Annotated in this window: 29 protein-coding genes and 2 other annotated features; of the genes, 18 read left to right on the forward strand and 11 right to left on the reverse strand. The window is 35.6% G+C overall.

All coding sequences use genetic code 11. The annotated features are described in order from the left end of the window. Positions 1-3 precede the first annotated feature (3 nt). The 6 genes from DT250_RS09890 (at position 4) to DT250_RS09915 (ending at position 4,015) form a co-directional block, all read left to right on the forward strand. Positions 4-1,032 carry a FecCD family ABC transporter permease gene (locus DT250_RS09890; protein WP_137034970.1) on the forward strand — a complete coding sequence of 343 codons (1,029 nt, stop codon included), beginning with the start codon at positions 4-6 and terminating at the stop codon, positions 1,030-1,032. Further along, positions 1,019-1,837 carry an ABC transporter ATP-binding protein gene (locus tag DT250_RS09895; RefSeq protein ID WP_088064451.1) on the forward strand — a complete coding sequence of 273 codons (819 nt, stop codon included), beginning with the start codon at positions 1,019-1,021 and terminating at the stop codon, positions 1,835-1,837. The genes DT250_RS09890 and DT250_RS09895 overlap by 14 nt, the downstream gene beginning before the upstream one ends. Continuing rightward, entirely contained in the window at positions 1,804-2,199 is a 396-nt protein-coding gene (locus DT250_RS09900) for an ankyrin repeat domain-containing protein (protein WP_087985284.1), read from the forward strand. Before DT250_RS09895 ends, DT250_RS09900 begins: the two co-directional genes overlap by 34 nt. Before the next feature lie 237 nt (positions 2,200-2,436). Then, positions 2,437-3,015: a GNAT family N-acetyltransferase gene (locus DT250_RS09905; RefSeq protein WP_223270625.1), complete on the forward strand. Its 579-nt coding sequence runs from the start codon at positions 2,437-2,439 to the stop codon at positions 3,013-3,015. Positions 3,016-3,071: 56 nt separating this feature from the next. Further along, a complete protein-coding gene (locus tag DT250_RS09910) occupies positions 3,072-3,530 on the forward strand; it encodes a GNAT family N-acetyltransferase (RefSeq protein ID WP_087985282.1) in 459 nt (152 codons plus the stop codon). A gap of 107 nt (positions 3,531-3,637) precedes the next feature. Then, positions 3,638-4,015 carry a hotdog family protein gene (locus DT250_RS09915; RefSeq protein ID WP_001101451.1) on the forward strand — a complete coding sequence of 126 codons (378 nt, stop codon included), beginning with the start codon at positions 3,638-3,640 and terminating at the stop codon, positions 4,013-4,015. A gap of 33 nt (positions 4,016-4,048) precedes the next feature. Here the strand turns inward: DT250_RS09915 and DT250_RS09920 are convergent, their stop codons facing one another. Then, positions 4,049-4,594, reverse strand: coding sequence for a helix-turn-helix domain-containing protein (locus DT250_RS09920; protein WP_001020697.1), 546 nt, complete (start codon positions 4,592-4,594; stop codon positions 4,049-4,051). Positions 4,595-4,750: 156 nt separating this feature from the next. Here DT250_RS09920 and DT250_RS09925 point away from each other — a divergent pair, with 156 nt between their 5' ends. Both DT250_RS09925 and DT250_RS09930 read left to right on the forward strand, forming a co-directional pair. Next, on the forward strand, positions 4,751-5,155 hold the full coding sequence (locus tag DT250_RS09925) for a DoxX family protein (protein WP_001071550.1): 405 nt from the start codon (positions 4,751-4,753) through the stop codon (positions 5,153-5,155). A gap of 21 nt (positions 5,156-5,176) precedes the next feature. After that, positions 5,177-6,034 (forward strand): VOC family protein, encoded by an 858-nt coding sequence (locus tag DT250_RS09930; protein ID WP_149213010.1) that lies wholly within the window; start codon positions 5,177-5,179, stop codon positions 6,032-6,034. An 18-nt stretch (positions 6,035-6,052) separates the two neighbouring features. On the opposite strand, the gene DT250_RS09935 is transcribed toward DT250_RS09930, so the two are convergent. The 3 genes from DT250_RS09935 to DT250_RS09945 all read right to left on the reverse strand — a co-directional run bounded on the left by DT250_RS09935 (position 6,053) and on the right by DT250_RS09945 (position 11,709). Next, positions 6,053-6,367 carry a 4a-hydroxytetrahydrobiopterin dehydratase gene (locus DT250_RS09935; protein WP_087985280.1) on the reverse strand — a complete coding sequence of 105 codons (315 nt, stop codon included), beginning with the start codon at positions 6,365-6,367 and terminating at the stop codon, positions 6,053-6,055. After that, entirely contained in the window at positions 6,348-8,102 is a 1,755-nt protein-coding gene (locus DT250_RS09940; RefSeq protein ID WP_088064447.1) for an aromatic amino acid hydroxylase, read from the reverse strand. Before DT250_RS09940 ends, DT250_RS09935 begins: the two co-directional genes overlap by 20 nt. Positions 8,103-8,264: 162 nt before the next feature. Then, positions 8,265-8,492: a binding site (T-box leader), on the reverse strand. Positions 8,493-8,543: 51 nt separating this feature from the next. Beyond that, positions 8,544-8,773: a binding site (T-box leader), on the reverse strand. A 188-nt stretch (positions 8,774-8,961) separates the two neighbouring features. Beyond that, the gene (locus DT250_RS09945; RefSeq protein WP_149213011.1) at positions 8,962-11,709 is read right to left on the reverse strand and encodes a S8 family serine peptidase; all 2,748 of its coding nucleotides are present in this window, start codon (positions 11,707-11,709) and stop codon (positions 8,962-8,964) included. Positions 11,710-12,007: 298 nt separating this feature from the next. On the opposite strand from DT250_RS09945, the gene DT250_RS09950 reads away from it, so the two are divergent. Next, on the forward strand, positions 12,008-13,246 hold the full coding sequence (locus tag DT250_RS09950; protein WP_149213012.1) for a TolB family protein: 1,239 nt from the start codon (positions 12,008-12,010) through the stop codon (positions 13,244-13,246). Positions 13,247-13,288: 42 nt separating this feature from the next. Here DT250_RS09950 and DT250_RS09955 read toward each other — a convergent pair whose 3' ends face one another. Next, a complete protein-coding gene (locus tag DT250_RS09955; RefSeq protein WP_000071861.1) occupies positions 13,289-13,411 on the reverse strand; it encodes a DUF4023 domain-containing protein in 123 nt (40 codons plus the stop codon). Between the two features lie 69 nt (positions 13,412-13,480). Then, a complete protein-coding gene (locus DT250_RS09960) occupies positions 13,481-13,792 on the reverse strand; it encodes a phosphoglycerate mutase (RefSeq protein WP_088608164.1) in 312 nt (103 codons plus the stop codon). Positions 13,793-13,990: 198 nt separating this feature from the next. Between DT250_RS09960 and DT250_RS09965 the strand changes: the two genes are divergently transcribed. From DT250_RS09965 to DT250_RS09975, 3 genes are all read left to right on the forward strand, one after another. Then, entirely contained in the window at positions 13,991-14,593 is a 603-nt protein-coding gene (locus DT250_RS09965) for a histidine phosphatase family protein (RefSeq protein WP_088123427.1), read from the forward strand. 18 nt (positions 14,594-14,611) lie between these two features. Next, positions 14,612-15,148, forward strand: coding sequence for a delta-aminolevulinic acid dehydratase (locus DT250_RS09970; protein WP_088608163.1), 537 nt, complete (start codon positions 14,612-14,614; stop codon positions 15,146-15,148). A gap of 259 nt (positions 15,149-15,407) precedes the next feature. Next, complete coding sequence (locus tag DT250_RS09975) at positions 15,408-15,908, forward strand: DoxX family protein (protein ID WP_000236605.1); 501 nt, start codon at positions 15,408-15,410, stop codon at positions 15,906-15,908. A 41-nt stretch (positions 15,909-15,949) separates the two neighbouring features. Here the strand turns inward: DT250_RS09975 and DT250_RS09980 are convergent, their stop codons facing one another. Together DT250_RS09980 and DT250_RS09985 are read right to left on the reverse strand one after the other, a co-directional pair. Then, positions 15,950-16,828 (reverse strand): alpha/beta fold hydrolase, encoded by an 879-nt coding sequence (locus DT250_RS09980; protein ID WP_088064441.1) that lies wholly within the window; start codon positions 16,826-16,828, stop codon positions 15,950-15,952. A 15-nt stretch (positions 16,829-16,843) separates the two neighbouring features. After that, a complete protein-coding gene (locus DT250_RS09985) occupies positions 16,844-17,677 on the reverse strand; it encodes a GNAT family N-acetyltransferase (protein ID WP_087985273.1) in 834 nt (277 codons plus the stop codon). Between the two features lie 261 nt (positions 17,678-17,938). Between DT250_RS09985 and DT250_RS09990 the strand changes: the two genes are divergently transcribed. Both DT250_RS09990 and DT250_RS09995 read left to right on the forward strand, forming a co-directional pair. Beyond that, complete coding sequence (locus tag DT250_RS09990) at positions 17,939-19,324, forward strand: alkaline phosphatase (RefSeq protein ID WP_088123423.1); 1,386 nt, start codon at positions 17,939-17,941, stop codon at positions 19,322-19,324. A 55-nt stretch (positions 19,325-19,379) separates the two neighbouring features. Continuing rightward, a complete protein-coding gene (locus DT250_RS09995; protein WP_088123422.1) occupies positions 19,380-19,847 on the forward strand; it encodes a hypothetical protein in 468 nt (155 codons plus the stop codon). Positions 19,848-19,922: 75 nt separating this feature from the next. Here DT250_RS09995 and DT250_RS10000 read toward each other — a convergent pair whose 3' ends face one another. Further along, entirely contained in the window at positions 19,923-20,573 is a 651-nt protein-coding gene (locus tag DT250_RS10000) for a GTP pyrophosphokinase (RefSeq protein WP_000456212.1), read from the reverse strand. A gap of 337 nt (positions 20,574-20,910) precedes the next feature. On the opposite strand from DT250_RS10000, the gene rpmG reads away from it, so the two are divergent. Both rpmG and DT250_RS10010 read left to right on the forward strand, forming a co-directional pair. Next, positions 20,911-21,060 (forward strand): 50S ribosomal protein L33, encoded by a 150-nt coding sequence (gene rpmG / locus DT250_RS10005; protein WP_001265617.1) that lies wholly within the window; start codon positions 20,911-20,913, stop codon positions 21,058-21,060. Positions 21,061-21,150: 90 nt separating this feature from the next. Beyond that, positions 21,151-22,650: a YcdB/YcdC domain-containing protein gene (locus tag DT250_RS10010; RefSeq protein ID WP_149213013.1), complete on the forward strand. Its 1,500-nt coding sequence runs from the start codon at positions 21,151-21,153 to the stop codon at positions 22,648-22,650. A gap of 58 nt (positions 22,651-22,708) precedes the next feature. Here the strand turns inward: DT250_RS10010 and DT250_RS10015 are convergent, their stop codons facing one another. Then, positions 22,709-23,575 carry a hypothetical protein gene (locus tag DT250_RS10015; RefSeq protein ID WP_149213014.1) on the reverse strand — a complete coding sequence of 289 codons (867 nt, stop codon included), beginning with the start codon at positions 23,573-23,575 and terminating at the stop codon, positions 22,709-22,711. 185 nt (positions 23,576-23,760) lie between these two features. Here DT250_RS10015 and sigK point away from each other — a divergent pair, with 185 nt between their 5' ends. Both sigK and DT250_RS10025 read left to right on the forward strand, forming a co-directional pair. Then, positions 23,761-24,474, forward strand: a complete 714-nt coding sequence (sigK, locus tag DT250_RS10020; protein ID WP_000051382.1) for an RNA polymerase sporulation sigma factor SigK — start codon at positions 23,761-23,763, stop codon at positions 24,472-24,474. Between the two features lie 290 nt (positions 24,475-24,764). Next, the gene (locus DT250_RS10025) at positions 24,765-25,553 is read left to right on the forward strand and encodes a phosphatidylserine decarboxylase (RefSeq protein ID WP_001255007.1); all 789 of its coding nucleotides are present in this window, start codon (positions 24,765-24,767) and stop codon (positions 25,551-25,553) included. A 148-nt stretch (positions 25,554-25,701) separates the two neighbouring features. On the opposite strand, the gene sda is transcribed toward DT250_RS10025, so the two are convergent. Continuing rightward, on the reverse strand, positions 25,702-25,857 hold the full coding sequence (sda, locus tag DT250_RS10030) for a sporulation histidine kinase inhibitor Sda (protein ID WP_000853283.1): 156 nt from the start codon (positions 25,855-25,857) through the stop codon (positions 25,702-25,704). Between the last annotated feature and the right edge of the window lie 20 nt (positions 25,858-25,877).

Here is a 25,877-nt window from a genome sequence, read left to right on the forward strand (position 1 = left end):
CGTATGGAAAGTAGTGAAGTAGTAAGGGAAAAGGAACATCCTTTTGCGAAAAAAAGATGGATAATAGCAGTTACTTTAGTTGTATTAACGATTCTAGGTCTTTTTTACGGTCTTTTCGCAGGAAGCCTATCCTTTTCTTTACGAGAAATTCTAACAGGGATACAAGATGAAGGTTCGACGGTTCATCGAATTGTATGGGACCTTCGTATACCGAGAGTGCTCGTTGGATTTATAGTAGGAACATGTTTAGCAGCATCTGGTGCACTGCTGCAAGGGGTTATGAGAAATCCTCTTGCAGACCCTGGTATTATCGGGGTTTCATCTGGAGCAGGCCTTGTAGCAATTGTAATTATGATTTTATTCCCTCAGCATATGGCATTTTTACCGCTCGGGGCGTTTATAGGAGCTTTCATAACGGCGATGGTCATTTATGCTTTATCGTGGCAAAAAGGGGCACCGCCTTCAAGGATTGTCTTAGTAGGTGTATCAATCAATGCATTAATTGGTGCAGCGACGTCAGCGTTAATGTTATTACATAGTGACAAAGTACAATCGGTGTTACCTTGGTTAGCAGGTGGCATTGGTGGTGTAAGTTGGGCACATTTAAACATGATTATTTATTATGCAATATTCGCTATTATATTAGCCTTCTTTGGTATAAAACATATTCGAGTATTAATGCTTGGAGATGAAATGGCGAAATTATTAGGTCATAACGTGGAGAGAAGCCGGTTTTATTTAATAGTAGTAAGTACGTTACTAGCTGGAATTGCAGTTAGTGTTTCTGGTCTTATTGGATTTGTCGGTCTTGTCGTACCACATATGTTACGTTTATTAGTTGGAAATGACTATAAATATTTACTGCCATTATCATGTCTTGGCGGAGGGATATTACTTGTTTTCGCGGATGCGATAGCTCGAAGTTGGTTCGATCCAATTGAATTGCCTGTTGGTATTCTATTATCCTTCTTAGGCGGTCCATTCTTCTTATATTTAATTCATAGAGGAGGGAAACAGAGTGATTTCCGTTAACAAAGTGTTTTATGCACATTCTGAAAGGTTTCAAATGCAAAATATGAATGTACATATTAAAGCTGGAGAGGTCGTTAGTTTAATTGGGCCAAATGGATCGGGGAAATCTACTTTGCTTCGTTTAATGGCAAGACTACTTAAACAAAGCGAAGGGGATATCATTTTAGATGGAAAAAGTATTCATACGATGAAAAGTGCCGATGTAGCGAAGCAATTAGCGATGTTACCACAAATGCATGATCATCAATTAGATTTAACAGTGAAAGAATTAATCGAATTTGGAAGAGGACCTCATAAATCATGGAGAGGTCGCTTAAATAAAGACGATGAAAAAATTGTTGATTGGGCATTGTCTGTTACAAATCTTGAAGGGTACGAATATCGCCTTTTGCAATCTTTATCAGGAGGAGAAAGACAACGTGCCTGGATTGCAATGACGCTAGCACAACGTACAAATGTCTTATTATTAGATGAGCCAACAACCTTTTTAGATATCGTTCATCAGTTGGAAGTAATGGAACTTGTGAAACGGTTAAACGAGGAGTTTGGCATGACAATTGTAATGGTTTTACATGATATTAACCAAGCGGCTCAATATAGTGATCGTTTACTCGTATTAAAGCGAGGGCAGCTTCAGTATGACGGTATACCAGAAGAAGTGTTATGTCATGAAATGTTTCAACGTGTGTTCGGTATAGAGGTAGATATTTTTCAAGGAAGTGACAAGCCATTTTTTACACCAAAACGAATTTCTAAAAAAGGAGGAGCAAGATGCGAACAGAAGAATGTATTACCACTGAGTTAGTAAGAGAATTTGTTATGGCAGCTCACGGAGATTTAGAAAAAGTACAAGAACTGTTGGCTGAATCGCCAAGCTTACTTCATGCCTCTTACAATTGGGGCGGATCAGATTGGGAAAGTGCGTTAGGAGCGGCGGCACATGTAGGTCGTAAAGATATTGCTCTCTATTTACTAGAAAAGGGTGCTCGAATGGACATTTTCGCGGCCGCGATGCTTGGAGAATTAGAAGTTGTACAAGCTATTTTAGTAGCACAACCAGAGGCATTGCGTGCATCGGGTCCACATGGTATTTCCCTTCTTCAACATGCACGAATGGGTGGAGAACAGGCACAGCGTGTATTTGAGTACTTAACGGTGATCTCTTAATGACCGCAAAGGTTCTTATGTGCGGTAAACTTTTCACTTTCATATAATTGAAAAGTTTACCGCCCGTTAGAACGGGATAAGTATCTAGTATATTTGAAAATCCTACACCCCCCTCAATTGTAGTTTTCTTTATGCTAGTTATGATATGGATGCAGTAGACAACATTTGTCTACTGTCTTTTTTAGATTCTTGAGGGATTGAATATTCTGTATTTTATTCTTGGTTCATTTATAATAGATAGTAACATTTAGTATACATACAAAACATGATCGTGTAGTTAAGTACAAATTCGTGGGAAGGAGTGCAGAGATGTTTCATACAGATCGTTTACAAATTCGCAAATATACAATGGATGATTTGCAGTTCTATGCTTCGCTATGGGGAAATGAGAAGGTGATGCGCTATATTGGAAATGGGACGTTAAAAACATATATGCAATGTAAAAAAAGTTTGGAGGAGTGGGTGATTCCTAGCTATAAAAACGGTCTTGGTTTATTTGTATTGATTGAAAAGGAAACGGGAATACGAATTGGTCATGCAGGGTTAGTAAAGCAGCAGATAGATGGAAAAGAAGAAATTGAAATTGGTTATTGGTTATTACCTCAGTATTGGGAAAAAGGGTATGCGAAAGAAGCAGCGGCAGCATTTCGAGACTATGGTTTCCAAGCGTTACGAATGAATAAATTAATTTCTCTTATTAATCCGGATCACCCCGCCTCAATCTTTGTTGCTAGAAAAACAGGGCTTAGTTATGAGAAAACAACTTCATTTCATGGGATGGACGTTCTTGTTTATTCCATTAAACGCGTTGGATGAAAAAAGGTAAATTGCATCTTTTGAAGAATGGTATATAAAAATAAAGGGGGGATTACATGTATATTTATCATAATGGCCTTATTATTCGTGAGGGAACGAATGGTGTGCCAGCATATGCAATTAAAACTTTATTCGAAGATGCTGGTTGGAGTAATGATGATATCCCTTCTTGGCAAATTGAAAAATTCACGATAGCATTTGAAAATTCAACATGGGCATTCACAATTTGGGATGAAGAAGAGATGATTGCGATGGTTAGAGTCATTTCTGATGGAATCATGATCGCGAACATAGTAAATTTAGTTGTGAAATGTGAATATAGAGGGAAGGGATTAGGTAAGAAACTTGTCGCTCTTTGTTTGCAAAAGTTGCCACATGGAGACTGGTTTGCACATACATCTGCGAGTAATTTTGATTTTTATAGAAGTTGTGGTTTTGAGGTGAGAGAATTATCGAGAAATGGAACATGTGCGTACTACGGGTATCAAGTAGCAAAAAAAGATGGGCACCGATAAAAGTAAGATAGTGTAGAAAAAGGATGCTATTTAATAATATAAACTGAACTGAGACTCATTTTATGATAAAATAAAAGAAAATTCTGTTTATTAAACGGAGGATAAAAATGAATGTAAAAGTTGGGGATGTATTTAAATACGAAAGAAGATTTACTGAGGAAGAGGTTTTTGAATTTGCAAATATTACAGGAGATAAAGGTAGGCATCATATGGAATATGATGAAAAAGGACGTTTAATGGTTCATGGTTTATTAACTGCTAGTATTGGAACGAAAGTAGGAGAAGAATTACATTACATAGCAAGAGAATTAGTAAGTGAGTTTATTAGACCGGTTTTTACAGGAGATACGATCACTTGTGAATTAACTTTAACAAATATTGAACAGATGGAAGGATATAAAAAGGTTTCAATCGAGTCAGTTTATCGCAATCAACATGAAAAGACTGTACTAGTTGGAACAAGTTATGGCGTTATAAGGGGATAAAAAAGAAGCCTGATTTACAGGCTTCTTTTTTATTTAATAAACACGTTTTCGATTTTCTGCATGACTAGAGATGAGTAATAATGCAGTTTCTTCCCCTATATTACGAACGATATGAGGAACACATGCATTCCAGGAGAAAGAATCACCTTCTTCTACTATTGCAATATCTTCTCCATGTTGAACTTCTAGTTTTCCGCGTAATACAAGGTGACATTCTTCCCCTTCATGGGCATTTGGTATATTTTCTTTCGGAAACCCAGCAGGAATTTCCACGAGGTTTAGGCGGAGGCCACCTTGCTCTGCAACATGTTCAATTCTTTGTTCATCTTTTCCGTATACACTGTATTTACGCTCTACCTTTTTGACAACTTTCAACCGATCTTTTTGTTCTAATAATAAATAGGGAAGGGGAACGTTTAAAAAATTGGAGATTGTTTCTAAAGTTGAGATAGATGGTGATGTTTTATTATTTTCAACCTGACTCATAAATCCTTTAGAAAGACCTGTTCCCTCACAAATTTGTGCGATTGTTATGCCTCTACGTTGACGAATTTCACGTATTGCAGAACCAATATTCATAAAATCAAGCTCCTTTTTGTAAACAACTATTTGTATCATAGCAAAAAAAATATATTTTTTCCCAGTGAAAATGAATTGACGAATAAAAAAAATTAGTGTATGTTTTGTAATGTAAATAAAAGTTTTGTATAATAAAACTATAAAGGAGAGAATGAAATGAATCAACATATCGGTAACTTAATTATTCGTATCGTGTTAGGGGTAACATTCTTTATGCACGGTTTAACAAAATTCCAATCGGGGATTGACAATATTGCAGGGTGGTTTACAAGCATTGGTTTACCAGGAGGTCTTGCATACGGTGTAGCAACAGCGGAAGTAGTTGGTGGTATATTGTTAATTCTAGGTTTAGGTGTAAGATATATTGGATTATTATTTGCACTTGTAATGGTTGGAGCAATTGTAAAAGTAAAATGGTCAGCTGGTTTATTAGGGGATGGAAAAAATCCTGGCTTCGAATTAGAACTTGCATTGTTAGCAATGGGTGCGTACTTATTTGTTGCGAAAGCAGACGGTTTTGTAGATAATTTCTTAAAAGAGAAAATGTCAAAGAAGAACTAAATTAAATGGGGGGCTAACAAGATGAGTTTTCAACTTCATCCCGATACAACACTTGATGTTGTTCATTTATATGTATCAAATATAAAGAAATCACTAGAGTTTTATACAGAAGTACTAAGTATGAAAGTACTAAAAGAAGATGAAATGGTCGTTACATTTGGGAATGAAAATAACGAACCACTCCTTATCATTGAAGAAAAGAAAGAAGCTTTACCAAGGCAAAGAGGGAGAACGGGGTTATATCATTACGCAATTTTACTACCACGTAGACAGGATTTAGCGAATATTCTTCGTCATCTTGTAGAAATGGTATATCCACTGCACGGCGGAGCCGACCATTACTTTAGTGAGGCCCTCTATTTAGCTGATCCAGATGGAAACGGGATTGAAATTTATCATGATCGCCAAAAAGAAGTTTGGCATGATGAGAATGGAGAACTACCATTTGTTAGTAACCCGTTAGCTGGTGAAGAATTATTGCAGCAAGGAATTGCGTGGAATGGTTTTCCAGCTGGTACTGTGATGGGGCATATTCATTTCCATGTAGCTGATTTGGAAGAAGCGAAACGTTTCTATGTGGATGGTCTTGGTTTTGAAGTAACAATCCCAGCTCGTAATGGCGCGTTGTTCGTATCGGCAGGTGGCTATCATCACCATATCGGTTTAAATACGTGGCAAGGTGAAGGAATACCGCCGCAAATGCCAAATTCTGTTGGCTTGAAATATTTCACAATTGTACTAGCAGATGAAAAACAAAAAGAGCAAGTATGTGAAAGCTTAAAAAATATTGGCAAGATTGCTACGTACAAAGATGGAATATTACAAGCCCAAGATCCATTTGGACATTGTATCCATTTCAAAATTAAAGGAGAAGCCTAAAAAAGGCTTCTCTTTTTTTTACTTTCTTATAATTGCTTTTTCGTTTTGTAAAAATAGTTCATTAAACTGCTTTGCAAGCTCAAAATCTAGTTTCGTTAAACCTTTTGCATTCCAAGATGACAAAGTAATAATGACTGCTTTATACTGGATAAGGATAAATGGATGGTGATTACGTTCTTCTGATAGTTTGGCGGCTTCAGAGACAAATTCGACTCCTTTTAAGTAGTCGGAAAACATATATTTTCGTTCAATCCATTTTTCATCTTTTATCATCCATTTATCCACCTTTAATAATTCCCCTTGAACTTCTTCTTCAGTTAATCGTAGCATCATTTTTCACATCCTTTACATGCAGTAGTGCAAGACCATTGTTAATAAGGCGTGTTACAGCTTCGTCAGTTGTGAAAGTAGAAAGTTGTTGTAATAATGCTGCTGATGTTTCGTGTCCTTTGTTATGCTCTAAAAGTAATTCTAATATTTCAAGGCGAAGCAGCCATTCTTTCAGATAAAATTTATTTAATACCTCTTGAATTGCTACTAATTGATCGACATGTGCGTCGTGTAAAATACCTCCACCTCGAATATCACGAACTGTTTGATACATACGATCCAGCTCAGTTAATGCAAGAGGTGCTGGAGTTTCCTCTGTTTCTTCATCAATTGGGAAAAATGATGCTGCATCTGCTGCTCCTGGGAATACTGAAATGATTTGTGAGCCAACAGCCATATCAAATGCGCCCCATGAAGCATCAAATAATACGCGGGCGTTATAAGTAACTGTGCAATCGATAAAGGAAATAAGAGCAATTTTCTTATCGTTTTTTATAATATCTGTTACTTTTCCTTTTACATGAATACCACTTGCAAAAGTAAACTCAGCAATATTTCCAATTGTAATTCCTAATGATTGTAGTTGTTCATCTGTACAATTTTCTAATGCAATATTTTCAGTGAGTAATCCAATTGGTGTTCCAAAGCCGTCACTGTGTATAGATGTAGAATGATTCGCTAGTTGTTTATTATGAATTGCTAATGCAGTTGGTGAATTTGTTCGCATGTAAATCACTTTACCTGCATCGTTTTCAATTGTCTCGCTGAATGTACCTGTAATCTGTAATCCACTAGTTAGTTCAGCAGTTGCATAGTTTTCAGAGCGAATCGCTTTTTCTAAACCTTCCTTTCCACCTGTTTTAAAGGCCATCGTTTCAGCAAATGTCTCAAGTGCTTCAGTCAGCTCTTCAAATGATTCACAAACAAATAGTTGTGGTTGCATTTTTGTTACGTCATAAGTTGTACCTGTACATGCCTCGATAGAGAATGGAACCTTTTCTACAGCGTCCGTTAAGCAATGTTTGCTTTCGCCAACAGAAGAAAGGAGACCAGCACCATATATTTTTGGAGCATCTATATTTCCGATTAACCCATATTCTACTGTCCACCAGAAAAGACGTGAAATTTGTTCAGCTTCTGATAAACCAGAAACTAATTTTTGTTTTTCAATTACAGTATTTTCAGCAGCGGCAACTTCGTCAGGAGTAGAAGTAGGGCTTTCTTTTACGATTGTTAATGTACGAACAGCTTCAAAAGCATCATGTTCTTCTTTTGTGGAGAAAGCTTTCGCACCAATTTGTCCAAAGCGTTTCACATACTTCGCATATGTAGGATCCAGTAAAATAGGTGCGTGTCCTGCTGCTTCGTGTACGATATCTGGAGCTGGTGTATACTCGATATTTTCTACTTTGCGAATATCTGTTGCGATTGGTAGTAATCCGTGTCCTTGGAAATCAAAGAATGCTACGCCGGGAATAAGTCCATCAATTGTTACAGCTCCCCATCCGCTTGGTGCTAAACAGTCATTCATTTCTTCTACCTTTGGAATTGCATCTATATTTATACCAGATGATTGTAGTCCGTTCACATAGGCTGGATGAGCAACGTCTTTTAAGAAACTATGATTTTGTCTCATAATGTAACGCCAAACAGCGTGATTCACCGGTGTATATTGATCATAATGCTGCGTGGATACGAATGGTTTTAAATGCGATGGAATTTCTGTTTTCTTTGTCATTTAGACATCCTCCTTGTTTTCTATAAAATTGAATATTGGTTGGGTATAGCTGAAACCACCACCTTTCAAAATTGTAAGCGCTTATAAAATTTTATCATAAGATTCGGAATTATTTAACATTTGTTTCTGTGAGAAATAGAAAAAGCCCCTATCGGAAAATCCGATAGGGGCGAAAGAATCGCGGTACCACCCTATTTGTAAGTGAAAAAATACTTACATCTCAATTAATGATAACGGAAAAACTCCGTCTTTTCCTTCATGCGTACAAGCACTACGAAAAAGAAGCTCCAGAATTGTAATTCATATTTATATATGTGCTAATTTCCACCGACCATTAGCTCTCTGTAACAGGGATATAAGATATTACTGCGATTCTTTCAACGCGTATATATGAAATTGTGCAAAAGGGAAGGACGCAAAAAAGCCCCTATCGGAAAATCCGATAGGGACGATAAAAACCGCGGTACCACCCTAATTGTAAACAGAAAAATTGTTTACCACTCACTTTAAGATAACGGAAAGATCCGTCTTTCTCTTCATGCATTATGTGCACTACGGGAAAGAAGCTCCAGAATTGTAATTCACGCTTGTATATGTACTGATTCGCACCAACCATCAGTTCTCTGAGACAGGGATATAAGTCGCTACTAGTATTCCTTCAAAGCCGATATATAATTCGTTCAACTAAACTATGTTTCGTATTATAAAACTATTTTTAAAAGATTGTCAACAATAATTTTATCTCGCTATTTGTGGGCAGTAAAACTCCTACCTCAAAATTCGGCCGGAGCAAAGAAGTTAGATGGAAGTTTTACTGTCCGTAAACGTCCGATTAGTGAGGGCTGATTAAAGTTTCACTTTATTTCACTTCTAAATCAACATTTAAATTAGATGTATTTCCAGCTGCATCAGTTGCTACAATATGAATAGTATTTTTTCCTTCTTGTAATTGGTTACGATCGAAATAAATGTCGTAACTTTTCTCCCAAGGATTCAGGAACGCACTTTCCCACACACCATTGCCGTTAATTTCATATTGCATTCTCACTGGAATACCAGGTGCAACCCAACCAGATTCTGTCATCCAATCTAGTAGGATATCGTCAACTTTCCCTCTAATAACAAGATTTTCTTGATCAATTTCGTGTGTTAACTTAGGGGCTGTTCGGTCGATAAATACAGCTCCTGTTTGCTTTGTTTCTCCACCCGAGGTAGAAGCGACAGCTTCGATTTGGTATAAGCCATCAGGTAGAGGAGATCCATCAGTTTTTGTACCATTCCATTTGAAAGATTTATAACCTGGTGTTTCGTTTTTACCTTGATATACCGTACCTTGATATGTCACACGGTCTTTCGTGATTAAATTGGCATGAAACGCTATATCTTCAACTGGTGTAACTAAATAGTAATTGATTAGGTTGTCATCTAATATTTTGTCATTATTTGGACTGAAAGTAGAATTAACGATTTCAAGGCCATCAATACGCTTGTATTCTTTCGGATCGATACTAAATGTAAATGGAATACGCATTTCTTCAGTTTTCCCTTGCTCTTTTACATACAGATTCCCTGTATATACGCCTTGCGGTAAGGAGCTATCTACAGTAATAGTAAAAGGTTTTTCAATATTACTATTCGGTTTCATACTAATAGAAGAAGGGAAAGAAGTTTGGATTTTTGTTTTTGTATCTAGTAATTCAATACGAGTTGAAAAGTTTTTCTTTTTGTTAGAAAGATTTTGTAACGTAATATTTTGTGTTAGTTTCACTTTGCCTCTATTCGGTTTAATAAGACCGAAACTTATATTGTTCGGTTTTACTAACGCATCCGTTTGAGCTGCTTTCGGAATGTTAATTAAACCTGATCCTTGTGCCATAACAGGATATGTATTTTCATTGACATCTTTTAATGTTTTTGCAGTGTTGGCAAGAGCAGATTTCAATTGTTCTGTCGTCCAATCAGGATGCATTTGACGTAGTAAGGCAACAGCTCCTGCTACTTGTGGCGCAGCCATACTTGTTCCGTTGTGAGATTCATAGCCACCCCTTGGTACCGTACTAGTAATTTGTACGCCAGGTGCAACAACATCAGGTTTTATGAGCCAACTTCCTTGTGATGGTCCTCTTGAGCTGAAGTTACCAATAAGTTCTGTTTTGTTCGGTTGTCCAATCTTTATATTTTTCTTTCTTTTTGTAATTAAATTTTTCAATTCTTCGCCATTTGTACTTGATAGTTGCATAACTGGAAGAGCTATCTCTTCACGGCCAAAATATTCAGGCATAATATTAATTTCTTTTTCATTAGAAATTAGTAGCACTCCGATAGCTCCAGCTTGTTTCGCTTGTTCTGCCTTTACTAACGTGCTCGAAGTTCCTTGTAAAACAAGGGCGAACTTCCCTTTCACATCTTGTTTAGCGTAATCACTTGAATTACCGTAGCCAACATAGACAAGCTGAGCATCGTTTCCTACTTGGAAATCTGCTTTTGATAACGGTAATCCTTGGTAAGATTTATTAGAACCAGCTACTTGGAATGTTGGGAATGGAATAGAAACAGTCGATGCGCCAACAGAGATGACACTACTTGCGTTACCAGGAGCATCAACAGACCAAGGTTTTGGTCCATCATTTCCATTTGAAACGACTGCAGTAACACCAAGTTTTGCTGCGCGTTCTAACGTCATTGTTACAGGTTGATCAGGGACATTCAAATCTTGACCGAGAGATAAATTTAAAACGTCAGCACCATCTTGAATAGCGCGCTCAATACCTTGAATAATATCATCGGTCGTACCAGTTCCACCATCGTTCATGACACGGTAAGCGAGTATAGAAGCATTCGGAGCAACGCCTTTAATTTTTCCATTACCAGCAATAATACCAGCTACATGAGTACCGTGTACGTTACCATCCATCGGATCGTTATCCTCATCGACTGTATCGTATCCACCGATATAGTTTGCTTGTAAGTCGGGGTGTGTATAGTCTACGCCAGAATCAATAATAGCGACTTTCATACCTTTTCCATCAAGCGGTTTGCCAGATGGATCTTTTAAATTCCATGCTTCAGGTGCACCGATTGTCGGTCCGCCAATATTTGGCGCTTCTTCTTTAGTAGCGCTTTTTGCTGTTTCATGCAATTTATATGTTAAGTTCGGATAAACAGCTTTTACTTCGGGTAAAGAAGCTAAAGCAGCAACTTGATCTCCTGGGATAGAAATAGAGAATCCAGAAAATAACGTGCTATACGTTTCTTTTATCTTTGCTTTTGGTGCTTTTTCTTTAATTTTCTTTGTTGTATCCTCTTGCGCCTTTTTTAGTTGTGCATGGTATGATTGCACATTTCCATTTTTTAAATCTGGAGCATGCTGAATGTTACTTTGTGAAGCGAGCGGAGCATGTTGCAATTCTACAATGACTGAAATTTCTTTTGATGTTTTTGTTTCAACATTTTGCGCGATTTTGTTTTCTCCCCATTGCTCAATATTCGCTTTTAACTGTGGACTAAATTGCTTCTCCTTTTGCAGCGATTCAGCATGCGCGCTTAAAGCTCCAAAACTAGAAAAGACAAGCGCCATACTTAATAGTGCAGATGTAGTTTTTTTCATTGAAACTCCCCCTAGTAAAAAGTGCCAATATTCCGAAAAATTATCTTACATTTTTGTTCTGAAATATGAAATCGAATGTTGGCTAAACTATACTTTCGACATAATTCATACCAATCCTCTTTGAATTAAAAATTTCTTGGGAAATTTTTTGGAATTATGTCGAATGGCTCATACACAGTGGGGGGGAAGCACATCCTTACTGAGTATAAATCCACAACAATTGTGCAATTAATATGGAGCGAAATTAGCATATAGTAAGCGGAATATGAGGAATGCTATAAGAAAAATGGAGGGACGTATGAAAAAAATTATCGTGAGTAGTAGTGTGGTTTTGTTTATTTTTTTATCTTCAATTTTTAGTACTAGTGCGGAACATAATGGGGTGAAGGTTGCTTTTATTCGTCATCATGACCTTTGGATGAAAATTGATGGGAAAGAAAAACAAATAACAAAAGGTGAGTACATAACAGGGCCAAAATGGTCCCATGATGGAGAATGGCTTGCCTATGCTAAAGGAAAGAAGCAAAACACCTTGGAGTTGTACCAACTGGAAGATGGAAAGAAAGTTAGGCCATTGCAATCTGAAGTATCGAATTATCAATGGTCACCGAAAGAGAATATAATTGCATTTGTATTTATGAATACATTAAATACGTTTGATGTCAAAAATAAGAATACAGATTTTGAAAATGTATCGGCTGGTGTAGGTGATTATGCATGGTATCCTGATGGAAAGAAGTTTCTTGTATCTTCTGAGGCACACTTACTTCCAACAGGATGGACAGGAGCTCAGCTATATGAAGTGCAAAAAGATGCACATATGAATCCTCATAAAATGAAGCATTTGTATGCATTACCAAATGAACATGATGATTTTTTAGCACTAGTTGCAAGTGGGTTTGAGTGGTCGCCAGATCAAAGGTGGATTTCATTTTTAGCGGTACCGACAGCTTCATGGTCAGCTGATAGTAATACGCTTTGCTTAGTTCGAGCAGATGGCAGTCGATTTGAAAAAGTAGATCAAATGTTATTAAACACACAATGGTTCAAATGGGCGCCATCCAAGAATATTTTAGCTTATATTGAAGGAAGCGGAAGAGTTGCGTTAGAGAATAAACATTTAAAAGTAAAAGAGCTGCCGGCACTTCAGCAGAACACCTTTACGCCGAAAGGATATGTCGATTGGGATTTTGTATGGAAGAACGATAAAGTAATGATCGTTTCACGAGCAAAAGAGGCAGGGATAGAAACTCCGCCAGAAAAAAGGCCACTGCCATCCTTATATGAGATCGATAGTACAAGCGACGAACAACATCAAATCACAAAGCCACCCCATAAGCAAGGTGACTATCATCCCATCTTTATGAAGAAGAACAATCAATTAATATGGATACGTTCAGACCGTAAGAAAGCCAATGTATGGCTTTCCAGTAGTGATGAAAAACAGGAAAAGAAGTGGATTGAAAATATAGATGTACCAGAATGGTATTATGAGAAATGGAACTGGGAAAATGTTATCTCGGTGAAAGAAGAATAAAAAAAACTGCCTAAAAGATAATTTTAGGCACGTTTTTTATTGTTATTTATGTGTTTTATTTGGCTTTTTTTTCGCGGGGTTTCCGTTTCCCTGACGCTTTCTATTTTGTTCATCTTTTGCTTGTTTTTCATGTAGTGTATCTAAAAAGTCATTCGAGTTACTCATTTTTATATCGCTCCTTTCATTTCGTCCTAATTACTATAACCATTTAGGAGGATAATCATGAGATAAAAGTTAAGCGCTTAATTTTCTTCGATAGTATACGTAAAATATGCCATACGTAATAAATAGCATAAGTAAAACTTGTAACTCTACATTTTCTTTTAAAATAGTTGCGACAGAAGATGGTAAGTAAGGTGATGTATTACTCGTTCCTAAACCTAACCATTTGTTTAAGAGGTTAATGATACAAAACATGAAAACACCAGACCAGCTTGCAATAATTGCTTTCTGTTTAATTTTTGTTTCACGTTCATCATCTGTAATCCAAGGATTAGCAGTTTTATCACTATTAAAAAATCCATTTATGTATCCCCATATGATCATTCCGATAAAGGCGATAATTCATTTCATATTTGTGATTCACCTCTCTCTTGTAAAAAGTATTTTACATATTATAATTGTAATGTTTTTTAATTAATTGTGTCAAATGTTTTTTACATACCAGTTTTTCATATAGCAGGAATAAAGAATGAGATAGGGAAGAAATATGTAAGAGGATTTCATAGAGAGAGGAGGCTGGATATGAAGCTTGTCTTTGTTCGGCACGGAGAAGGTGAACATACAAAGGATTTGCCGTCAAGTTTACAAGTGCTTCATCCGCCATTAACGGATGAGGGAAAGAATCAGGCTAAATTACTTCAATGCAATGTGCCATTACAAGAAACGGATATATTAATTGTTAGTCCTACACGTAGAACTTTACAAACAGCGGCAATATGGAGTGCGAAAGTAGCTTGTCAAAAAATCGTCCATCCATATGTATCCCCACGTATTTTTCCTTATCGAGAAGGAGCGAAAACATTACCATGTGATGACATAGTAGATCAGGAAATGATAGCAAATTTATTTCCACATTTTTCGATAGAGAAAAGTACAAATAAGCAGTTATGGACGGAAGGTATAAATACTATTTCAGAGAATCGTTTTCAGCAAATAGTAGATGATTTTCTTCTTTGGTGCTATGAGCTAGGCGCTGAAAGAATTTGCATTGTATCTCACGACGGGACAATTACAGCGTATAGGCAATATGTACAGAAAGTCGTTTTAACTAGATCTGATTTTTTGCAAGAAACAGGTATATATGAAATGGATGTATCTTTTAAAAGTCTGATTGATGAGATCTAATTATAGGATGGAGGGTGTATGTTGAATGTTGCATTAGTAGTTGGTTTCAATTCGGATTTAGAGGCGCAATCAATCCGAGCATCGCTTGAATATTTTGGGGCAAAAGTTGTAACATACTGGATTGGTAGACCGAGAGAGTTCATTAATATTCTTTCTGGAAAAGGTTTATATAATGATATCAAGTATGTTATTTTTTGCTTTCATGGTGAGGAAGGAAAGTTTGTCATGGAAGAGTTAGGTGAAGATATATATGAGCAAGATGAACCGAGGGGATACTTTGGTGCAGCAGAAATTTATAAATATGCAAAATTGCATAATACACATATTGTAAATAGCGGGTGTACGTTAGGGGAGCGAAAACTAGCAGAATCTTTCTTACATAGTGGGGCGAAATCGTATATTGGATCGATAGATTATGTAGATGGGAATGCAGCACTTATGTTTACAATACGCTTATTTTATGGGCTTATTAGCCATGAAAAAACGTTAGAAGATGCTTTTCAAGAGGCGAAATTAATCGATGAGGAGACACGTACATTTCAATTCTATAAATAGTGAAAACGCATTTATTCTATATTTGAATAAATGCGTTTCACACTTAACTCACATTTTTTTTACATTTTCTTCAATGAAAATGATTATCACCTATGGTATGATATGTTCAAGTTTTTACAGGTAATAGAAGTTACTATATATTAGTATTTAATGTTTTTTATGTATGTCACAAATTATTCATGATTAACATTTTAAAAATAAGTAACTAATGATATTATATTATCTGTAACTAACTTAATTACAACTTTAGGAGGAAGATATGGTTATTCAATTTTTAAGAGAAAACAAAGCAGTTTCTTTTGTGTTGGCAGTAATTCGAGTGTATCTTGGTTATACATGGTTAATGGCTGGAATCGGTAAACTACAAGGAAAAGGGTTCGATGCAACTGGTTATTTACAAGGTGCAATTGAAAAATCTAAAGGAGCACAACCGGCTGTTCAATCTTGGTGGGCATCATTTTTACAAGATTTCGCAATTCCAAACGTTGATCTATTTAATACACTTGTAACGTGGGGAGAAATTTTAGTCGGAATTGGTTTAATTGTAGGCTGTTTAACAAAAACAGCGGTCTTTTTCGGTCTTGTAATGAACTTTTCCTATATGCTTAGTGGGTCAATTGGTGTAAATCCTGAAATGGTTATCCTATCAATGTTCGTTCTAGTCTCTGGTATGAATGCTGGTAAATTTGGAATAGATGGTTTCGTTATTCCGAAAGTATTAGGATCAAAAACTCAAAAGCGCCAAAAGCAAGCTGCTTAATATATGAAAGCGGGTATCTCAAAATGAGATACCCGCTTATGTTATTTTTCAACTTTATTGTTCTTAAAGAATTCTTTTACATAACCTACAAATTCTTGTGGCTCTTGACGAAATGGTGCATGATAACCTTTTTCGATAATATGGAAAGTACTATTTTTTAAGAATTGATGATACGTTTCTCCTTCTTTCCAAGAAACGCTACTATCATTTCTTCCCCATATAATTAAGGTTGGTTGTTTAATTTCATTTGCATTGATTTGAAGACGTCTAGGCCATAATTTCATTTTATTGTAATGCTCTTCATCATTACGCTTGGATTTAACTTTGTTTTCATCATAATCTGCAATAGTAGAAACAGTATTTAAATCAGTCGACAACTGTGGTTTTGGTGAACCTTGTTTATTAACGAATGTATGAGGACCGCCTGTAGCATCAGTTAAAATAAGGTGGGTAACGGCTTCAGGATATAAATAGGTTAAATTAAGAGAAATTTCTCCGCCCATTGAGTGTCCTAGTATTGCAAACGAATCATAACCTAGTTTTTTCATTAATTTATAATACAAATTTGCATGGGTTGGGAAAGAATAGTAAAAATCCATTGGCTTAGATGAGCGCCCGAATCCTAAAGCATCTACAGAAATAATTGTATGATCTTTTGCTAAGTCTGAGTAAATCTTTTGAAAACCATCTGACGATCCTCCAAATCCATGGATCATAAGTAAAGGTGGTTTTTCATTACCAATCTTTTTAAAGTAAATGGTTTGACCATCTATTTCTACCATTTTTTCCTCGGTAGCTAGTTTCGCTGTAAGTGTATTTTTCACTTGTTTTACTTGCTCTACTGGCTTTTCTGCTGCACTACATCCTACTAATAGTGTAAGAGTAAGACAACCTACCATAAAATAGCTAAATCGCTTCAATTAGGTGTCCCCTTTCTAACATAACGCTGTGTCTATCATAGCAAATAGCATATTACGATTTCCAGGAAGTTGGCTACCATTTTTCATCATAAGAGGTGAAAGGAGCGTTTCTTGGAAATTTTCTGTTTGAAGAAATTTACGAAATGAAAATTGTGAATGTGGGACATCAATCCTTACTGTGCCATTCCAACATTCACAGATTCTCTTGAATAATTGAATAGCATCCTTCTCTTGTTTTGCGATAAGTGGAGTGACGCATAATATATTACCTTTTTGTATACATAAGGAAAAAGCTTCTATACAGTTATTTCTCTCAATTTTAAAAGAGTGTATGGCTCTTGGTAATAGCGATGAGTAAAGTAAGGAACGATTAGCTCCAGTTGTAATTTGATCGAGAAAAATAAGTGATATAAGATCTGGTTCTTTTACTTGTTGTGTATGAGCAATATGTGTCTTAGTAGTTTGTTTTTCAAAACGATGAATCGTCGTTACTGTTTGAAATTCGCATGATGTATAAAGAGGCTCGCCAGCTTTTGTTGCAATAAGTGCAATTGGTTGTTTTGGATGAGTGTGCTCTAAGCAACAATTTAGCAAAATACGTCCGATGCCTTGGCCTTGAAAATTAGGATGGACGATTAACATGCCAATAGTAGAAAAACTGTCTTTAAAAGGAAATACTCCTCCAGCTGCAATCAGTTTATTTTCATGCATATAACCGATAAGTGTGCCGAGAGAAAGATACATTTCGAATTGTTTTTTCATAAATTCTTTATCTTGTAACCATCCAATAGCTTTACAAAGGTCGAGTAAATCAAAAATAAAAGATTCATCTAGCTTTATTGTTTTCATAAATACGCCCCACATTTCTATTAATTTTCATAAAAGTAGATTGAAAATGTTAAATAAGAGATTTACGTTACATGAAATCCAACTTGTTTATATTTTAATTGTAAAGGGGAAGGAGGTTGCTATGAAAGGGCAAACTTATACAAATTATAACTGATATTTACATAAGTTAACAAAAAATTTACATATAACTAATTTTCTCTTAATAGTCTTCTATTAAATTTGATAGTGGGAAATGAATAACCTAATTAGGGGGACAAGACAGTGAAAAAGTTTGTGAAAAAAGCATGGCCATTTGCAGTTGTGGCGTCGTTAGCAGTTACTTCGGTGGCAACATGGAATTTTACACGTTCTAGTGAAGTAAATGCAGATGAGAGCGGAAGCAATGCAAAGATTAAAAATGTCATTGTATTAATTGGGGATGGTATGGGACCTTCATATATGACGGCTCACCGTTATATGAAAGATAATCCAAAAACTTTTGAGATGGAATCTACAGAATTTGATAAGCATCTTGTAGGAACGCAAAAGACATATCCGGAAGATGAACATGAAAATATTACAGACTCTGCATCTGCAGCAACAGCTATGTCAGCAGGAGTTAAAACATATAATGCAGCAATTGCAGTTGATAATGATAAAGCAGAAGTGAAAACTGTTCTTGAACAAGCGAAAGAAAAAGGGAAATCAACGGGACTCGTTGCTACTTCTGAAATTACACATGCAACACCAGCGGCTTTCGGTGCGCATGACATTAGTCGTAAAAATATGGACGCAATTGCAAATGATTATTTTGATGAGAAAATTAAAGGGAAGCATAAAGTAGACGTTATGCTTGGCGGCGGTGTAAATAACTTTGTTAGAAAAGATCGCAATCTTACAGAAGAATTCAAGAAATCTGGTTATAGCTACGTAACAGATCGAAATCAATTGTTAAATGATAAAAACGATCAAATTCTAGGTTTATTTGCATCAGGCGGTTTAGATAAAATGATTGACCGTACCGATAAAACACCTTCATTAGAAGAAATGACAAATGCAGCAATTGAGCGTTTGAACAAAAATAAAAATGGTTTCTTCTTAATGGTTGAAGGAAGTCAAATCGACTGGGCTGGACACGATAATGATATCGTAGGTGCAATGAGTGAAATGGAAGACTTTGAAAAAGCATTTAAAGCAGCGATTGAGTTTGCGAAAAAAGATAAAAATACGTTAGTCGTTGCAACGGCAGACCACGCTACTGGCGGATTATCTTTAGGTGCGAATGGTGAGTATAACTTTAAAGTAGATCCAATTAAAGCTGCAAAACGCACACCAGACTTCATGGCAAATGAGATTGCAAAAGGTGCAAATGTAGAAGAAACATTGAAAAAATATATTGATTTACAGTTAACACCAGAAGAAATTAAAGCGGTAAATGATATAGCTCCTTCAAAAGATGTCACAAAGATTGATAATGCGATTGAGGATATTTTCAATAAGCGTTCGGTTACAGGATGGACGACAGGTGGACATACAGGGGAAGATGTAAACGTATATGCATTTGGCCCAGGTAAATACTTGTTCTCTGGCGTTCAAGAGAATACAAATATCGCTAAACGTGTCTTTGATATTGTTGGTGGTGGCGATCCGAATAAAGGAAGACGCTAATTATAAATGAAAGTGAGGCGAAATGCCTCACTTTTCTTTTTAGGAGATGGGAAAGATGAAGGCTTTTTTCATGGGAATAGGATCCCTTCTAATAGTTGTAGTATTGCTAGTCGGGTGTCAATCCAAGGAGAATCATATAGAACAAAAATCTACTATTATAAAAACTGAGGAAAAGGTACAAATAACGAAAGAAGAAGAGAAATCGATTCAAGATGTTATGGAGAAATTTGTACGGACGACAAATGAAAAAAATCTTGCTGAACATATGGAGTTATTCTCAAAGAAGATGCCTAGTGCTGAAGATTTAAAAACACAAAAAGAAGCCGCTTTTCAAAAGGGAAATAAGAAAATTGAATTGGAACATATAGACATGAAAGCTAGTAAAGCAGGGTATGTTGTAGTTGAAACAAAGGAAAAGGAAATAGATGGGGAGGTCACTCTTCAGAAAAATGTACAGTATGCGCTTGGAAAAGAAGAAGATGGCTGGAAAATTGAAGAGGTTCGCACGATAGGGAAGAAATAAAGTGAAACTTTAATCAGGGAGTCTTACTGCCCGTAAATAGCGAAATAAAAAAGGTTCTCATTGGAGAGAACCTTTTTATAGTGGTAATAGAATTTGATTTGAACATGCTTCGATATCATCAATATCTTGGCGAATTGTTGCCATTTTATTATCAAGATCTTCAGCTTTCATTGCTGCATCATGTAGTTCATCTTTTAAATACTCAGGTATTTTCCCCTCATATTTATAATAAAGTTTATGTTCTAAACTTGCCCAAAAGTCCATAGCAAGTGTACGTAACTGGATTTCTGCAAATACATCTTTTGTACCAGAATTCAGTGATAAAGGATACTTAATGATCATGTGTAAACTTTTATATCCGTTGCCCTTTGGATTAGCGATATAATCTTTTACTTCTATGATTTCCATATCCTCACGCTTTTGAATGACTTCTTTTAAATGATAAATATCTTCTACGAAGCAACATGTAATACGAATGCCGATGATATCTTGTAAATGTGTTTGCGCATTCTCAACTGTCGGTAATAAATTTTTACGTTCAAGTTTTTTAATAATACTTTCAGGTTGTTTTAATCTTGTTTTTATATGTTCAAACGGGTTGTAATCCTCTAAAAATTGAGCTTCCCGGTTCATAATTTCAAATTTAGTTTTTAACTCTTCTAAAGCAAATGTATATGGTAGTACAAAAGCTTTCCAGTAGTTAACTGTTGATTGATTATATTCCATTTATATACACACCTTTTCCTATTTACAAGTGAGGTTGTTATTATACTAAATACCAAAGCATATAAGCGCAAGCAGCAAATGAGGAAATCATAAAACGATATTTAGTTTTCATACTTTCAACTCCTTTCGAGTAAGATTCTATATGAATAAACGTGATTGTTAATAAATTCACTATGTACAATTCTTATAGTAATAGATTCGTGTGAATTTCGTATGAACTAATTGTTTCAGATTTTTGTCTTTTTTTGTAATTGACAAATAGAATAAACTTATATAACATATAAATCGTAATCATTACGTTTTAGTTTGCGATCTTTGAAAGAAAGGAGAATTACATATGCGTGTAAATATTACATTGGCTTGTACAGAGTGCGGTGATCGTAATTATATTTCTAAAAAAAATAAACGAAACAATCCAGAGCGCATCGAACTAAAAAAATATTGTCCACGATTAAAGCGAGTAACGCTACATCGTGAGACGAAGTAGAAGACTAGAGATATCTCTAGTCTTTTTTGTTTATAGTCATTTAGTTTTATTTGTTATAATTACCTTAAATTGTAATGAAGGAGAGGTATGATGAATCAAAAAGATAAAGAAAGAAAAGAGCAAGTGGCTCATATGATTGATATTCCAGATGATTATAGGCTTGTCGTAGATGATCAAGAAGGTGTGGATGACCCATATCATCTATTATGGTGGGAACATAAAGAGGATGAGGAGAGAACGATACAAATTACGCTGAATAGACATACTGGTAATTTAATCGAATTTAGTATAGATGATAAAAAATATTTTTCGAGTTCGAGTGGTAAGGAAGCAATAGGAGAGAATAAAGCAAGAGAGATTGCAAATGCATTCTTAAAAAAATATACAAAAGAAGGATATGAATTTTATATATATGTAACGGTTAAGGACGACAGGCGTGGTCGGAAAGAAGTAAATTATATGCAAGAAGTAAATGGCTATCCATTGCCGAATACAGGGTGTGTTGTGCGAGTTCATCCTTCAGGTAATGTTGTGCATTTTCGTTATAATGGACAAAAAGCTATACAAGAAAAACCGCTATGGCCAAATGAAATTGTTGAGAAGAACATCGTTTTAGAGAATTTAAAAGCTAGACAAGATATGAGACTTGTATTTGTAGATTTGACATTCTCTTCATGTAAATATGAAAGTGGAGAAGAAGGAACCGGGTACCATCTTGTATATGAACCAGAACCTAGTCATGCGTTTATTAATGCAAGTACAGGTAAAGATTTATTTGGGCCCGATCATTATAAATTGCCTTCAACTGTAGCTGTTGAAAAACCGAAAAAAGGTAGCCGGCCAGACGATATATTCGATTTGTTTGAATGGAATAAAGAAAATTTTACAAAAGTAGCTGAGACGGAAAATGATGATGAAATAAGAATGAAATTTGTTCCGAAAGAGGAATTACAAAAACAGAAAGAAGAAAAGAATCCATATTTAATGAATGAATTCTTTAAAAAGCATTTACCGATGTTAAAATATAATAATTTAATTGGCATTACGGTTGATAAATCTACCAATGAATTAACTGGTTTTATAAAACTGACAGACGATAAAGAAGTAAAGCAAATATTTCCTAGAGAGGAATGTTTACAAAAAGCACTTCAATTTTTGGAACAAGTTATTCCAGATGTCACACAATATCTACGTCTTTGGGAAGAACGTGAAGAAGTAGAAGATGGGATTGAAAGATTTACCTTTTCCGTATATGTGAATGGCATTCCGGCAGAGTATAAGCAATTTATGGTTAATATCAATGCGGGAAATGGGGCTGTGGTGCATTATTCCGGAGAGTCTAGCAACCTTATAAAAGAATTGCTTACATACGAAACAACACCAAAAGTAAAAAAGGAAAAAGCGTTAGCAATATACAGAGGGGCCATGCGAGTTAATTTAGACTGGTTTTTAGAAAATGACGTAGAGGAAACGAACTACGAACTACTGTATAAACAAACGACGGATGAAAATTATAAAGAATCCTTCGATTGTAGTCGAGAAATTCGTTATATTGATGCGCATACGGGGGAAAAGATTTGGAGTGAATAGTTTTATGAAAAGCCAATCGAGAATCTCGATTGGCTTTTAGTTATATGAATAAGAGATATTAGTGGATTTTAAGTACGCCTTTTTGAGCTTCATACCAATCATATATATTTCCATCCGAACCTACTGCAAAGTTGTAAACGCGTTGGCGCTCGCCCTCTCCACGTGCATAGAAAACATCGTATAGTTTAATTCCGTTGATTATTCCGATAGGTTCAGTTGTGGCGCCATAGTGTAGTTGAGCTGTTTGAGGTCCCATCGTTTTTTCTAAGATTTTTATGGCATCCTCACTTGTGAATGTAGTAATATCGGCGGGTTTGTTTATTGGTTCATTCGATTGTTTCCCAGTTTGTTTATTAACTTGTTGATTTTCTTGTGTATTTTTAAATTCTGATTCAGTTAATGTGCTACCGTCACTCCCATTAACAATAATTTCTCCTGTTTGTTTATGAACAGAAAAGGTGAAATCAGCACGATAATTATCAAATTGAGGCGTGAAAGTATAGTAATCAGTACCCGGTTTATTATTAATTTTATTTTTTGCCGAGCTTTCACTAGGTAGAAGATTGTATGTAACTTCATTTTCATCTAATGTTCCGAATTTTCGGATGAGGATTTCTTTAGCCTTGCTTGCTGTTATGTTTATATTTGCAGCGTTGTTTTGTTTTTCTTTAATTTTTGTCTGTTCTTCAGGTTTTACTGGATCTTCAGGCATTGCTTGGTTTTTAGTTTTTGTTTGATTTTTAGCTTTTTCCTGTTCTTCGGGTTTGTTCTTGTTTTCGGTGTTGGTGTTATCTTTTGTTGTCACAGTTTCCTTTTTGTTGTTATCAGTTTGTGTATTTGTATTTTGTTGTTCACAGGCTGAAAGTAGGAAGAGTGATAAAATGAGTACGATAGAGTTTCTGATTTTTACAGTGGAGTATGGCATGAAAACACTTCTTTCTAATTTTTTGCACTTTGTAAATTATAATATAATGAAAATATAATTAAAGCGATAGGGTTCATTTAGTTCTCCAATAAGTTAAGGGTTCCATATTTGCTTAGTACAGACACAAACAACCTCACGCCCACATACACATAGTAAAGACCACTATTTTGGCGGAGGTGAAAGGTTTGAGTCTATTCGCCGCAATTGGATATATGGTTCGAGAAGTGTTTGTCTTTGTTTCTTATGTGAAGAATAATGCGTTTCCGCAGCCGTTATCATCAGACGATGAGAGAAAGTACTTAGAGTTAATGGAGCAAGGTGATGCTCAAGCGAGAAATCTGTTAATTGAACATAATTTACGGCTTGTAGCTCATATCGTTAAAAAATTTGAAAACACAGGGGAAGATGCAGAAGATTTAATTTCAATTGGTACAATTGGGCTCATTAAAGCGATCGAGAGCTATTCGGCAGGAAAAGGCACAAAACTTGCGACGTATGCAGCACGCTGTATTGAAAATGAAATTTTAATGCATTTACGTGTACTGAAAAAAACGAAAAAAGACGTTTCACTTCATGATCCAATCGGGCAAGATAAAGAGGGGAATGAAATATCGCTTATCGATATATTAAAATCAGAGTCTGAAGATGTAATTGATATGATTCAGCTTAGTATGGAGTTAGAAAAGATTAAAGAGTATATCGATATTTTAGACGAACGAGAGAAAGAAGTAATCGTGAAGCGTTTTGGACTGGGGCTTGATAAGGAGAAAACGCAACGAGAGATTGCGAAGGCACTTGGTATTTCCAGAAGCTACGTATCAAGAATTGAAAAGCGCGCTTTAATGAAAATGTTCCATGAATTTGTAAGAGCTGAGAAAGAGAAAAAAGCGAAAGAATAATGTACATTGCAAGCAGCCATATTTTAAAATGGGCTGCTTTTCTTTTTGTAAATAAGGAAAGAAAAAGAGTTGTGTTCAGAAGAAATCTATGTTCACTGTTGAAAATGACGGATTCTATCTGTAATATTAGAGGGTGCTAAACAATTTAAGAATAATACCATATTTAGTTTTCCGCATGTATAATGAAACAGTTCTATATGATATGTGGGAATAAGAACCAATTTTACATATGATATAGAAGGAAAAGAAGGGGAAGCTAAAGTTATAGACTGATTAGGAGGTTTCGCAATTTGCGACGTACATTATATCGACTTATGATCGAACTTACAAATGGTCGTTTTACTTCTTATATATTACGTAAATTTGCACAATCTCGTTTGAGCTCTATCATTATTCCATCGTATGCGAAAGTTTTTCAAATTAACCAAGATGAGATGGAAAAGGGTTTGAAGGAATATAGAACATTGCATGAATTATTTACGCGTAAGCTAAAAGAAGGAAAGCGTAGTGTTGATACAGATGCATCGAGTATCGTTAGTCCTGTTGATGGTGTTTTTGCTGATCACGGTCCTATTGAGGACACAAAAACATTTGATATTAAAGGTAAGCGTTATTCAATCGTGGATATGCTAGGTAATGAAGAACGTGCAAAGCGATATGCAGGTGGTACATACATGGTTATTTATTTAAGCCCAAGTCATTATCATCGTATTCATAGTCCGCTTTCTGGTTCTGTGACTGAAAGGTTTGTACTTGGTAGAAAGTCATATCCGGTAAATGCAGCTGGTATGGAATATGGGAAAGAGCCATTGTCAAAAAATTATCGCTCTGTTACAGAAGTAAATAGTGACGGTGAACATATGGCACTTGTAAAAGTAGGAGCTATGTTTGTTAATAGTATTGAGCTGTTGCATGAAAGAGACACTGTTCAAAAAGGTGAAGAAATGGCATACTTTACATTTGGCTCAACAGTTGTGTTATTGTTTGAAAAAGATATGATAGAAGTAGTGCAGGAATTGAAGAGTGGACAAGAGCTTCGTCTTGGTGAAAAAATTGCTACTCGTTCGGCTCATAAGTAAAGAAAACATTTTATAACTGTAAGCAAGAGTTATGGACAAAGATGCTTAATGATGAAATTCCCTAGGTGGGAGTACTTGTTTATTCGAGAGCCATCGCAGGATGGCTCTTTTTACAAGTTAGCTCATTAAAATTTCACTTTATATGTAATCAAGACGATTTGACAAGCTTGTCCTCTAATGAGCGTCTAATCATTTCTTGTTTTATAAGTAAAATGAAGTCGGGATTTAATTTTAGTTCTTTTGCTTTATAATAAGACTCAGTGAGTAACTCAGTAGACAACTGTTCCATATATTTTGTTTTCAAGGTGAGTCACCTCCTAATAA

It is taken from the genome of Bacillus sp. AR2-1 (assembly GCF_008368755.1).
In the GTDB taxonomy this organism is placed as follows: domain Bacteria; phylum Bacillota; class Bacilli; order Bacillales; family Bacillaceae_G; genus Bacillus_A; species Bacillus_A wiedmannii.

Coding starts and splice junctions, on each gene's coding strand:
- DT250_RS09890 (WP_137034970.1), top strand. CDS start 4: ATGGAAAGTAGTGAAGTAGTAAGGGAAAAGGAACATCCTTTTGCGAAA.
- DT250_RS09900 (WP_087985284.1), top strand. CDS start 1,804: ATGCGAACAGAAGAATGTATTACCACTGAGTTAGTAAGAGAATTTGTT.
- DT250_RS09910 (WP_087985282.1), top strand. CDS start 3,072: ATGTATATTTATCATAATGGCCTTATTATTCGTGAGGGAACGAATGGT.
- DT250_RS09915 (WP_001101451.1), top strand. CDS start 3,638: ATGAATGTAAAAGTTGGGGATGTATTTAAATACGAAAGAAGATTTACT.
- DT250_RS09920 (WP_001020697.1), bottom strand. CDS start 4,594: ATGAATATTGGTTCTGCAATACGTGAAATTCGTCAACGTAGAGGCATA.
- DT250_RS09925 (WP_001071550.1), top strand. CDS start 4,751: ATGAATCAACATATCGGTAACTTAATTATTCGTATCGTGTTAGGGGTA.
- DT250_RS09930 (WP_149213010.1), top strand. CDS start 5,177: ATGAGTTTTCAACTTCATCCCGATACAACACTTGATGTTGTTCATTTA.
- DT250_RS09935 (WP_087985280.1), bottom strand. CDS start 6,367: ATGATGCTACGATTAACTGAAGAAGAAGTTCAAGGGGAATTATTAAAG.
- DT250_RS09940 (WP_088064447.1), bottom strand. CDS start 8,102: ATGACAAAGAAAACAGAAATTCCATCGCATTTAAAACCATTCGTATCC.
- DT250_RS09945 (WP_149213011.1), bottom strand. CDS start 11,709: ATGAAAAAAACTACATCTGCACTATTAAGTATGGCGCTTGTCTTTTCT.
- DT250_RS09950 (WP_149213012.1), top strand. CDS start 12,008: ATGAAAAAAATTATCGTGAGTAGTAGTGTGGTTTTGTTTATTTTTTTA.
- DT250_RS09955 (WP_000071861.1), bottom strand. CDS start 13,411: ATGAGTAACTCGAATGACTTTTTAGATACACTACATGAAAAACAAGCA.
- DT250_RS09960 (WP_088608164.1), bottom strand. CDS start 13,792: ATGATCATATGGGGATACATAAATGGATTTTTTAATAGTGATAAAACT.
- DT250_RS09965 (WP_088123427.1), top strand. CDS start 13,991: ATGAAGCTTGTCTTTGTTCGGCACGGAGAAGGTGAACATACAAAGGAT.
- DT250_RS09970 (WP_088608163.1), top strand. CDS start 14,612: ATGTTGAATGTTGCATTAGTAGTTGGTTTCAATTCGGATTTAGAGGCG.
- DT250_RS09975 (WP_000236605.1), top strand. CDS start 15,408: ATGGTTATTCAATTTTTAAGAGAAAACAAAGCAGTTTCTTTTGTGTTG.
- DT250_RS09985 (WP_087985273.1), bottom strand. CDS start 17,677: ATGAAAACAATAAAGCTAGATGAATCTTTTATTTTTGATTTACTCGAC.
- DT250_RS09995 (WP_088123422.1), top strand. CDS start 19,380: ATGAAGGCTTTTTTCATGGGAATAGGATCCCTTCTAATAGTTGTAGTA.
- DT250_RS10000 (WP_000456212.1), bottom strand. CDS start 20,573: ATGGAATATAATCAATCAACAGTTAACTACTGGAAAGCTTTTGTACTA.
- rpmG (WP_001265617.1), top strand. CDS start 20,911: ATGCGTGTAAATATTACATTGGCTTGTACAGAGTGCGGTGATCGTAAT.
- DT250_RS10010 (WP_149213013.1), top strand. CDS start 21,151: ATGAATCAAAAAGATAAAGAAAGAAAAGAGCAAGTGGCTCATATGATT.
- DT250_RS10015 (WP_149213014.1), bottom strand. CDS start 23,575: ATGCCATACTCCACTGTAAAAATCAGAAACTCTATCGTACTCATTTTA.